General features: G+C 56.2%; 13 protein-coding genes and 3 pseudogenes. 5 read left to right on the forward strand and 11 right to left on the reverse strand.

The features are described from left to right. Positions 1 to 37: 37 nt before the first annotated feature. Positions 38 to 712, reverse strand: coding sequence for a maleylacetoacetate isomerase (maiA, locus tag ACYUCQ_RS15770; protein WP_460255512.1), 675 nt, complete (start codon positions 710 to 712; stop codon positions 38 to 40). 103 nt (positions 713 to 815) lie between these two features. Here maiA and ACYUCQ_RS15775 point away from each other — a divergent pair, with 103 nt between their 5' ends. After that, positions 816 to 1,514: an alpha/beta fold hydrolase gene (locus ACYUCQ_RS15775; RefSeq protein WP_460255513.1), complete on the forward strand. Its 699-nt coding sequence runs from the start codon at positions 816 to 818 to the stop codon at positions 1,512 to 1,514. Between the two features lie 23 nt (positions 1,515 to 1,537). Here ACYUCQ_RS15775 and ACYUCQ_RS15780 read toward each other — a convergent pair. Continuing rightward, positions 1,538 to 1,774, reverse strand: a pseudogene (locus ACYUCQ_RS15780) (transposase); the annotation flags it as partial. Between ACYUCQ_RS15780 and ACYUCQ_RS15785 the strand changes: the two are divergent. Next, a pseudogene (locus ACYUCQ_RS15785) lies at positions 1,765 to 2,213 on the forward strand (IS5/IS1182 family transposase); the annotation flags it as partial. The pseudogenes ACYUCQ_RS15780 and ACYUCQ_RS15785 overlap by 10 nt on opposite strands. A 180-nt stretch (positions 2,214 to 2,393) precedes the next feature. On the opposite strand, the gene ACYUCQ_RS15790 reads toward ACYUCQ_RS15785, so the two are convergent. After that, positions 2,394 to 2,744 carry a hypothetical protein gene (locus ACYUCQ_RS15790; protein WP_460255514.1) on the reverse strand — a complete coding sequence of 117 codons (351 nt, stop codon included), beginning with the start codon at positions 2,742 to 2,744 and terminating at the stop codon, positions 2,394 to 2,396. A 213-nt stretch (positions 2,745 to 2,957) separates the two neighbouring features. Between ACYUCQ_RS15790 and ACYUCQ_RS15795 the strand changes: the two genes are divergently transcribed. Then, positions 2,958 to 3,209, forward strand: coding sequence for a helix-turn-helix domain-containing protein (locus ACYUCQ_RS15795; protein ID WP_460255524.1), 252 nt, complete (start codon positions 2,958 to 2,960; stop codon positions 3,207 to 3,209). A gap of 45 nt (positions 3,210 to 3,254) precedes the next feature. On the opposite strand, the gene ACYUCQ_RS15800 is transcribed toward ACYUCQ_RS15795, so the two are convergent. After that, entirely contained in the window at positions 3,255 to 3,764 is a 510-nt protein-coding gene (locus tag ACYUCQ_RS15800; protein ID WP_460255515.1) for a DsrE family protein, read from the reverse strand. A 646-nt stretch (positions 3,765 to 4,410) separates the two neighbouring features. Here ACYUCQ_RS15800 and ACYUCQ_RS15805 point away from each other — a divergent pair. Next, complete coding sequence (locus ACYUCQ_RS15805) at positions 4,411 to 4,893, forward strand: DsrE family protein (RefSeq protein ID WP_460255516.1); 483 nt, start codon at positions 4,411 to 4,413, stop codon at positions 4,891 to 4,893. A 445-nt stretch (positions 4,894 to 5,338) separates the two neighbouring features. Here the strand turns inward: ACYUCQ_RS15805 and ACYUCQ_RS15810 are convergent, their stop codons facing one another. The 7 genes from ACYUCQ_RS15810 to ACYUCQ_RS15840 all read right to left on the reverse strand — a co-directional run bounded on the left by ACYUCQ_RS15810 (position 5,339) and on the right by ACYUCQ_RS15840 (position 8,863). Further along, entirely contained in the window at positions 5,339 to 5,845 is a 507-nt protein-coding gene (locus ACYUCQ_RS15810) for a hypothetical protein (RefSeq protein ID WP_460255517.1), read from the reverse strand. A gap of 11 nt (positions 5,846 to 5,856) precedes the next feature. Further along, positions 5,857 to 6,438: a thioredoxin domain-containing protein gene (locus tag ACYUCQ_RS15815; RefSeq protein WP_460255518.1), complete on the reverse strand. Its 582-nt coding sequence runs from the start codon at positions 6,436 to 6,438 to the stop codon at positions 5,857 to 5,859. A gap of 167 nt (positions 6,439 to 6,605) precedes the next feature. After that, complete coding sequence (locus ACYUCQ_RS15820) at positions 6,606 to 6,938, reverse strand: hypothetical protein (protein ID WP_460255519.1); 333 nt, start codon at positions 6,936 to 6,938, stop codon at positions 6,606 to 6,608. A gap of 58 nt (positions 6,939 to 6,996) precedes the next feature. Beyond that, positions 6,997 to 7,353, reverse strand: a complete 357-nt coding sequence (locus ACYUCQ_RS15825) for a rhodanese-like domain-containing protein (RefSeq protein WP_460255520.1) — start codon at positions 7,351 to 7,353, stop codon at positions 6,997 to 6,999. Positions 7,354 to 7,368: 15 nt separating this feature from the next. Continuing rightward, the gene (locus ACYUCQ_RS15830; protein ID WP_460255521.1) at positions 7,369 to 7,833 is read right to left on the reverse strand and encodes a hypothetical protein; all 465 of its coding nucleotides are present in this window, start codon (positions 7,831 to 7,833) and stop codon (positions 7,369 to 7,371) included. A 14-nt stretch (positions 7,834 to 7,847) separates the two neighbouring features. Continuing rightward, on the reverse strand, positions 7,848 to 8,237 hold the full coding sequence (locus tag ACYUCQ_RS15835; RefSeq protein ID WP_460255522.1) for an ArsR/SmtB family transcription factor: 390 nt from the start codon (positions 8,235 to 8,237) through the stop codon (positions 7,848 to 7,850). A 320-nt stretch (positions 8,238 to 8,557) separates the two neighbouring features. Next, positions 8,558 to 8,863 carry a hypothetical protein gene (locus tag ACYUCQ_RS15840; protein WP_460255523.1) on the reverse strand — a complete coding sequence of 102 codons (306 nt, stop codon included), beginning with the start codon at positions 8,861 to 8,863 and terminating at the stop codon, positions 8,558 to 8,560. Between the two features lie 181 nt (positions 8,864 to 9,044). On the opposite strand from ACYUCQ_RS15840, the pseudogene ACYUCQ_RS15845 reads away from it, so the two are divergent. Continuing rightward, positions 9,045 to 9,158 (forward strand): annotated as a pseudogene (locus ACYUCQ_RS15845) (IS6 family transposase); the annotation flags it as partial.

A 9,158-nucleotide genomic window follows, 5' to 3' on the forward strand; every position in this document is an offset into this window, starting at 1 on the left:
GTCAATCGTGGTTAACCCATCGAGGAAACAATCGCCCTTACCCCGGGGCGCCTTGCTGGATGAGCGGGTTGGCCTGCACGAATGCCGTCTGCTGCTCGCACGCGTGCATGATCCGCTCGATTGTCGGGATCGCCGCAACCTCGATCTTGAATATCCGCATCACCACGAGGATGCTCGCAAGGCAGATATCGGCAATACTCACCACATCGCCATGGCAGAATACCCCGGTCTCCACCTCGCGCGCCAGGCGCGCCTCGACCGCCTGCAGCCCAACAGTGAACCAATGCACCTGCCAGGCCCGCCACGCCGCATCGTCGAAACCGCCGGTCCCGGTCAGATATTTCTTCACCCGCGGCGTAATCAACGGATGAGTGTCGGCCGCCAGCATCGCCGCAATCGAACGCACCCGCGCCCGCCCATGTGGGTCCACCGGCAACAGCGCAGGCGACGGATAGCTCTCCTCCAGAAACTCCAAAATCGCCAGCGATTGGGTCAATGGCACTCGGCTCTGACCCTCGCCCCGATCGATCATCGCTGGGAGCGCCCCGAGCGGATTAATCGCCAGGAACGCCGCACCTCGGTGCTCCCCGGCATCGATATCGACAAACCGCTCCGTCACCGGCAAGCCCTTCAGGTTCAGCGCGACCCGCACCCGATACGTGGCCGATGTGCGCCAGAACGCAAAAAGCTCAAATCGCGGTTCGTTATCCATATCACGCTCCTGTCCTTGCTTTATTGCCCGAGACGTCATTAGTGCGATAACCATTCACGTCAATGGCCGAGCCCGGAACCCGCCACCCCAGGAGAAACAGCAAGTGCCAAAGCCAGCTCCCACCGAAATCGTCTTCATCCCCGCCTTGCTTTGCGATGAAGCGCTGTATCGCGACGTCATCGCCACCGCCGGCGACGCCATCAACGCTCATGTCATGATCTCGCCTAAGCCGAACCTCGTCGACAGCGTGACTGACATCCTAGCCAAAGCACCGCCAAAATTCATAGTCGTCGGCACCTCCTACGGCGCCAACCTTGCCCTCGAAGTCGCCTTCGCCGCCCCCGACCGCGTCACTGGAATGTGGCTGATGGACTTCGACCCTGGCGCCCCCAAAGTCGGCGGCACCGACCTAGCCGACGGCCTCAACAACCAGCCTGACGCCGTGATCGACATGCTCGCTGGCCTCGTCGTGCACCAGAACCACACCAAAGCCGCCGCAACCTTCAAAGCTATGGCGCACCGCATCGGCGGCAAATCCGGCGCCGCCCAGGCAACTGCCCTCGGAACCCGCGCCGACGCCACGCTCCGCCTCGGCACCCTCCACATCCCAGCGCTGATTGTCTGGGGCAAGGACGACGCCCTGGTCCCCGTCAGCACCGGACGCAAACTTGCCGACGACCTGCCCCACGCCCACTTCCACACCATTCCCGAATGCGGCCACCTCCCCACTCTTGAAAAACCTGCCGAAGCCGCCGCTCTACTGATAGACTTCCTGAATGATGAACCTCATCACGGGCACTGAAGACTAGGGGCCTCTACCTCCTGGACTTCGGCATTGATCGCCCGACCGATCATCGCCGATGCCAGTGCGGACTTGGTTACGAAAATGATTGTGTCAGGCACATGGCCCGCCTGCATGCGCGCCGGATCGGGTGTCCAAGCTTTTGGCAGATACAGCGCCCGGTCGATGAATGCGTGGCCCTTGTGCGGGACATAGGCTGCAAACACACCAATCTCGCAGTTGGTGATCCTGCCTGCGGAGCCCGTATATTGTCGCCCAAGGCAAGGCCCACAAACCTTATCAATTCGACGTCAGAGTCTCGGTCGCCACCCCGATATATCGCTGCAATGGCGGTCAGTTCGTGGCCCATATCCCCGCATCGCCGGGCAACCCGTATGACGGCCACACGCTGGCGAAAAGGGTGCCCGAGATCACACGGCAGATTGGCGTCAACCTGCAACGCGGCATCGCCGATGCCCGATACTGCGGCCATAACGCCCCAAGGGCCAGGGCTAGCGCGCGTTCGTATCCGGCCAGAAGCGAGGTGTCACCGACAAGATCAAATGAGAGCTCCGCTGACGCTCAGTGGTTAAGCCCGTCATCGGCCATCTCAAATCAGGCCACAGAATGGACCGCAACCACCTCAAAGGCCGCACCGGCGACGCCACCAACGCCCTGCTCGCCGCAATCGGATACAACTTCCGCCTCCTGATCGCCTGGATCACCCTTATCTGGGACTTCATCCAAACCGTCATTCAAGGCAATGTGAAAAGCCAATTTGTCTGAAATCAGCGTCCTTCACCAACGATTCTTTATATTTGGCAGAAGCCACTCGAAACGACGAGTTTCTCGGATGTATACTTTGTGGGCGGCGCGATAGCGCCGCCCAAACATCGTCATTCAGCCGTTCGGTTGCTGAAGCCGGGCACCATCCGCGAGTGCCATTGGCGCGACGCGGTTGATGCGACCGATCTGTGCGTAAGCGACACCGTTGGTGCCGTTGGCGCCATTGTCGGCAGGCGCGGCAAAGGTCGGTGCACGTTCGCCCAGGGTTGCCTGTGTAAACGTTTCGGCAACCACTGGACGTGGGGTTCCGTTGAAAACGGGCATTGTCTCACCCACGACACCCACGGTCGTCTGCGTCGTCAGCGGTTGCGCCGGAATATTCGGGATACCCATGTCGGCTTGGGCAGTGCCAGCGAAGCCGACCAGGGCGGTCACCAACGCGGCGGTCAAAATAAACTTGCTCATCGAGCTCTCTCCTTACTCTCCGGGAAACCTCGGCTCCACCATGGGGTCGGGATGTGTCGTCCGGGAACAAATTCGATGTAGACCAAAGGAAAAGATCGTAATAGCATATGAAAACGATGATTATGATCGGTATAAAAGAATGATACGTCCTTATCCCGAGATGGTGGTGCTCCCTTGCATCGTGCGCCAGCAGTCGCCACGACGCTGGATCAGTTGCCCATATTTGCGGCCAACGCGGAGCGAGAATACGTCACGCAGGTCGCTGAAGCGCTTGAAATGACGCAATCGTCAATATCCGCAGCTGTAAGCTCGCTGGAAATAGAATTTGGCACCAAATTTTTCCATCGCCTTAGCCGCGGCAGAGATCCGGGCCCCGCTGATAAAGTGGGGCCCGGTCATCGCCGATTTTTGGTCGATATAAGGAATGGAGCCGGTTGGGATCGACGTGGATTTATCATGAGCTGAGCGGGAAATCCCCAGCACAGATCGAATCATTGGATGGTTGGGCAATCAAGGTTGAATTTGGACGTAACCTTGTTGGGTAAGTTCGACAATGCGTCCGACGGCACCCGTAGTAACTTGAACGCCAGGGAGTAAGTTGTCGTTGCCCCAATGGTGGACGCCCATTGAATAGGCGCATTCTTCGATGTCGACACCTTGTTTCTGTAAGTTAGCAATTGTCGCGCTATAAGGATTGCCGGTCGTCACATGCTTAAATGCATCATAGGACTTGTTGTTTAACAACATGTAGGCCGCGAGGCTGTGAAACACGCCAACGATGTGGCCGGGAACGTGATTTTGTTTCATACGCTGGCTCAGCAAATGCATATAAAGCATTCCAGTCGGCATTTTACCCGCGAATGCAAGATGATCCATGTTGAACACAACGTCCGCATGTTTTAGCACGACAGGGACGGTGATTGTAATTTTGTTAGCCGGCGTCGACGCCGCAAGCGAAGGCACCGCAACACTTAGCGCTGCGAAGCCTACTCCAAAGGCGATAGTTTTCATGAGCTTCATGGACTTCCCTCAATTTTTCGTTGTTGATACGCTGGCAGCGAAGTTAAAAATTTTACGCTCCCGAAACGAGGGATATTCCTGTCGAAGTATTAAGTCAAGCGAATGTGTTGTGACTTTATGAATTGGTTCATTTTTTGGGAATTGAACTGGGGCGGGAACGCCACGCAAAGCCTATGAGCGCGTGACCGAGCGCCTCTGGAGCGCAAGGGTGGAGCATTCACATCGTCAGGTCCAGCGAAGCCAAAACTTACCGTAGCGCCGCTGGTTATGCCCCGCCCTAATTTGGGAAACATTCACCGTGCATTGGCGCATATATCCCTGAGCGGGAAGACAATTCCGATTTTGACCAGAAGTCTCTTGCGAGACATTGCTTGTCTGCCCTGCCAAAGCCGGTAGATCCCGAGCAAGTTCGGCGTGGTCAGCGCAAGGCCGACGGCGTCCAAGTTCAGAATATGCAATGCGAAGCGACGGGTTGGCTACTGAAATCCCTCTCTATGAGTTCGGCATAACTTCAATCCAGAAATTACCAAACGAATAGCAATGCGGATGATTTCGTCCGATCGTCATCTGCGTGGGTGCCGAGTTGCTTTGCATCGAAGAAAAAATCTCGATATATTCCAGGCAAGCTATAAAAGGGGAGTGAAACATGAAAAAAATACGCTGTTTTGGTCTGGCCTGCTTGGCATTTGGGTGGGTCGGAGTGGCGCACGCCAATCCATCGATGCTCAAGACCTTTAAGTTTGATCAGCCAAGCTATTTGCAGCCGCACCCGTTTGCGAAGGCGCATGTGGTGATCCAGGTCGATCAGGATAATCCGCAGCGCTGGGGCTTAGTGCTCAATAATGTGCAAAACATGCTCGATTATATGGGCAGCGATAAAATCCAGATCATCGTGGTGGGGTTTGGTCCGGGCTTGAAGATGTTACTGGCGCATAGCCCGGAGGCCAAGCGGATCGAATCGATGGCGGCAGAGGGTGTGGAATTCGATGCCTGCCATAATACGATGGAAGCGATGGCGCGGAAATTGGGCCATATGCCGGTCTTGTTGCCGCAACCGGTTATTGTGCCGGCCGGAGTGATTCGCATTGTGCAGCTTGAGCAGCATGGTTTTGCGTACATCAAACCGTAACGGTTAAAACGATGATGCGAAGCTGATGTCCACGGCCTGCGGTCTTCCATAACCACTTCGCGGCAGTCCGAGGCCCTGGGCGGGGATACCCGTGGGTGGTCAGCCTCTCACGCTGCGGTAACGGTGTCGGCGCACCACGCGGCTGACACCCTTCTCATGGTTGAGCGCGTTCGGCACAGCAAAGCCATCGGGCGCTGATGTCACGCGGACTTCCGCCTGATGGCAAATGATGATTTCGGCATCGATGCACTGTAGGCTGCAGAGCACTGGTCCCGGTAAAATCAGCGACTTAACGCAAGCGATCGTTGCAGCCTTATAGAGGAGCTATAATTGGTCAATCAACTTACCAGTGTGCTCAGGCGCGCCGAGGATTTATTCTCTCCCCGGCGCTTGCAATGCTCGGACAATACAGGCGTGCGGGATCACGTTCTGGATGATCTGCAAATCAACAGGCGCAGTGCAGGGCGCGCCGGGCGTTGCCGTAGAGGCCCCAGAGCATCAGCATGATAGCAATGGTGTATAGCCACGTTTCATGGGTGGCAACAAAACCCTGGATTGGCAGACCAAGTGTGCCGGCTGCCGGCAACACCGAGGCAATGGCCGCAACGGCCAAAGGCAGCACCGGCGAGCAACATAGCAGCGTGGGTAATACAGCGACGATCGCGCCCAGCATGGATTTACCCGATGTCGCGCTGCCTCCCTGCCGCAGCCCATAGATCCCGAGTGCTGTGGTCAACCCAAGTAAACCTGCCATGATCAGAGCCAAAAGCGTCTCGCCGACAGAGAGGAATTGGAGCGACACCAGGCCGATCGCACCACCAGTATCCGTGGCAGGCAGGACCAGGAGATAGAAAATCAGCCCGATAAGGAACGTCGCTACGCCCCATAGCAGCGCCCGCCGGTCAGCGAATGCCATGCGGATCGCAATCGGCATCTGCGCGATATTTTGCATCGTCGCGGTCATCATGATTTGTTCTCCGCAGCGATAAATGCCTTGATCTTTCCGAACGTTGCCGATGGTGTCGAGGAAACAGTTTTGATCTTCCTGTCTTTGCTGATCAGGTCGTAGACATCGACATAATGATGTGGGTTGTAGAGCGTGTAGAGCGCCTTGGTGTCATCACCGAAAATAAAATGTGGATCATGCATCAGGCTCGGCGCGGCCTGCGTGGCGAATTTGGTAATGCCGATACCCGGATAGCCACCATTTTTGTAATCCCTAAGGACAATCACTCTGATATTGGTTTTGTCGATCATGGCCTTTTTCTGCGCAAAGACGCGCAGTCCGGCCCGACAACTGCCGCACCAAGTAGCAACCTGCCACAGCATGATCGGATGGCCTTTATAAGTGTCGAGCGAGATGGTGTTACCATGGCTCACGAATGACGCGGCGGGCGCTGGCTGATTGCCGGGGCTTGGTGCATTCTTCGGGCCCATGACTCCCGAAGGGGAGGCGAAGGCAAAGGTCGGCAGCGCCATTAAAGCGGCAAGCAGCGCGAGGCGGCGGGAGGTTGAGCCGGTTGGGATTAGGGATGCGTTCATCATGTAGCTCCTTTCGAGGGATAAAAGATTTAACCTGCACAGCAGGAAAGCTGTGAGACGTCCTTAGTGAAGGTTTGGGCAGCAAGCTTGAGACCCTCCGTCATCACCAAATGATCGGCAGCGCTACTCTTTCGAAACCACCAGTAAAATTCATATCTGATCCCACGCCCCTATCCTCGAAACAGAGCGAGCACGAGACCGCCTGATACAATCAACGTACCACCGACGATGATCGGAATGGACGGTGTGATGCCGTAGACGAGGCGATCCACGATCTGTGCCACAATGAAGAAAAGAGCGACGTAGACGCCGAGAACACGACCGAAATCCCATGGCCCGAGATTTACGGTGATCCCGTAAACCAATAGCGTGAGCGCGCTTGCGAAGAGAAAGAGATATCGGGCTGTGCCGTGGCCGTGCAGCCCGGAACGAGCCAGCGCATCGCCACCGACTTCCAGACATGCGGCGAGCGTCAGTAATCCAAAAATGACAAGCTTGCTCATTGAGAAGCCACGCACAGATCGGGAAAACTATCATGCTCGTAGAGGACATCGCGCATTCTCATGCAGTCTCGACTGGCAATCCGGCTTCAATCCAGTCAGCCTTGCCTTCGTGGTAATCGAGCACGTTACGATAACCCAGTTTGATCAAGCGTTCTGCTGCAAGATCAGAGCGCCTGCATGGCCCGTTCGCGCAATACACAACGATTGTTGCCTCTTGATCGGAAATTTGCCGAGGAGCGGCGGTAACGATGTCGTCGGAAACGATGTTGATCGCACCCGGTAAATGGGATTTGCGGAAGATCGTTGCCGGCAGAGTGTCGATCAGGATGAAATCCTCGCCTTGTTCCATCATCCGGTGGAGTGTGTCGCGTGAAATTCGGGAAATCATGGAAAAACCTTTGCGTTGTTTGAACAAAATGATTTTATTACTTCAGGTTTGTCCTGAAATGCCCGCTGCGTGATGTCCCGTTTGCGGAAAAAAGACCCGGCAAAGTCCCCAGACAAATATGCAGAACAAAGAATGCGTGATGAAGAGGCCAAAAATGATCTGCGGCCCGACCTTGAGCCCGAGCATGCCCCAGCCGACGATCGGAACGAAGACGATCAACGCGAAGATCCACAAACCGGCTGCCAGCATTGCCGCCCTGGCAAAGGTGAGGTGCGGCCGGAACAGCGCCACGAAGACAACCGACCAGAAGGTGACGTAGTCAAGATGGAAAAGAAGCCCGATCGGCAGCGGCAAGTGACGTCCGAATATCGTATTAGCGAAAGCCAAGCCGAGCGGTGCAGGCATCGGCGACAATCCCGACGTTTTGAGCGTGACCATGATGACGGCGAGCAAAATGCCATTGATCAACCCAAGACCGATGGCTTTACCCCATGCTTTTTGTGTCATTGGATTCCTGTGAATCATGATTTGATTTTCACGTGGGTTATTGACTGCGAACGCTCAGCAACCGGAGATCTGGAAGGTCTGCGGTTGCCACTGCATCCGGGCAGACACCCGCTAGGTGCTAAGCCGCAGCAATCGTCAGTGAGGAATTCGGTGATTGCTGTAATTGCCGCATAGTTGGCAGCGTAGAACAAATGCCGCCCTTCGCGTCTCGCGTGGATCAGGCCAGTCTGTTTCATTCGGTTGAGGTGAAACGACATTGCGGTAGCTGGAATGTCGAGATGGGTAGCGATGTCGCCCGCTGTCATGCCGATTGCGCCGTTTGGAATAAGGAGGCGGAGTAGGCGGAGTCGGACAGGATGGCCGAGAGCTTCAAAGGCAACGGATGCGTTCTGATCATCAATCATTCAACATATGTTGGATAATTGGTATTAGATGTCAAGTGATGGTGCCGTTAAGGGTCTGCAATCCAAGTTCCGCGCAGAACTTGGCTAAATATTCCAAGGCTAGGTTAGCCTCGCAGGTCTCTCGCGCGGCTGGTTGTGGTGCAAAGAAATTAATACCGAACTCCAACCTCAGAACCAGGCAACCACATTCCACGCGCCACCAGACCACCACCAGCTCCAGGCATCATCCGTCTGCGAAGGCACGCCAACGACCGATACCGGTCCTCGGTTCTGAAAGCCACGCCGGACGAGACCTTTCAGGCGGTTTTCCGCTCCATCCCTTATCGGGTGCCCCGCCACAACCACGGCTCGGCGATACCCAGCCCCCTGACGGGAATGCCATTGGCGGTGTGACCTTTGTAACTCCGGTGATGATGCCCATGCACCACGAGGCTGACGCCCATCTCATGGGCGAGTGCGTCGATCGCGGCAAACCCATGCCGATCCGATGTCGGCGCTTCATGGCAAACCAGGATGTCGGCCCGAATAGACCGTAGCGCCTGGTGATCCTCCGGAAAGATCGTCGCCCGTGCAGAGCGCGGTAGCCCACCTTTGAGCCGATCCGCCCGGGCGGTGACCTTGATCATGTCGCGCCGGGTGCGGAATTTGGGTGGATCATCGTCGGTGCCCCCGAATTTGGGATACCAAACTTGGGCGCGATAAATGCCACCCAGCCCCGCGACGATATGGCCGTCCAGTGAAGCCCAGGTTCCATTGAGATGGCATTGTCAGGTTGACGATACCTCCCGGTGCCCGTAGCCCTTTGGCATGATGGATTTGACCTCTATGTTGCGATTGAAGGGGTATCGCTTCCCCCGGTCGGTGATCGCCTACGCGGTCTGGAGCTACTACCGGTTCAACCTAAGCCTGCGCGACGTTGAG

Source organism: Acidiphilium sp. MT5, assembly GCF_054767495.1.

What these genes read in the sequence shown, in the direction of transcription:
- ACYUCQ_RS15810 (WP_460255517.1), bottom strand. Translation starts at nt 5,845, where the DNA reads ATGCAAAATATCGCGCAGATGCCGATTGCGATCCGCATGGCATTCGCT.
- ACYUCQ_RS15840 (WP_460255523.1), bottom strand. Translation starts at nt 8,863, where the DNA reads ATGATCAAGGTCACCGCCCGGGCGGATCGGCTCAAAGGTGGGCTACCG.
- ACYUCQ_RS15820 (WP_460255519.1), bottom strand. Translation starts at nt 6,938, where the DNA reads ATGAGCAAGCTTGTCATTTTTGGATTACTGACGCTCGCCGCATGTCTG.
- ACYUCQ_RS15815 (WP_460255518.1), bottom strand. Translation starts at nt 6,438, where the DNA reads ATGATGAACGCATCCCTAATCCCAACCGGCTCAACCTCCCGCCGCCTC.
- ACYUCQ_RS15800 (WP_460255515.1), bottom strand. Translation starts at nt 3,764, where the DNA reads ATGAAGCTCATGAAAACTATCGCCTTTGGAGTAGGCTTCGCAGCGCTA.
- ACYUCQ_RS15835 (WP_460255522.1), bottom strand. Translation starts at nt 8,237, where the DNA reads ATGATTGATGATCAGAACGCATCCGTTGCCTTTGAAGCTCTCGGCCAT.
- ACYUCQ_RS15830 (WP_460255521.1), bottom strand. Translation starts at nt 7,833, where the DNA reads ATGACACAAAAAGCATGGGGTAAAGCCATCGGTCTTGGGTTGATCAAT.
- ACYUCQ_RS15805 (WP_460255516.1), top strand. Translation starts at nt 4,411, where the DNA reads ATGAAAAAAATACGCTGTTTTGGTCTGGCCTGCTTGGCATTTGGGTGG.
- maiA (WP_460255512.1), bottom strand. Translation starts at nt 712, where the DNA reads ATGGATAACGAACCGCGATTTGAGCTTTTTGCGTTCTGGCGCACATCG.
- ACYUCQ_RS15790 (WP_460255514.1), bottom strand. Translation starts at nt 2,744, where the DNA reads ATGAGCAAGTTTATTTTGACCGCCGCGTTGGTGACCGCCCTGGTCGGC.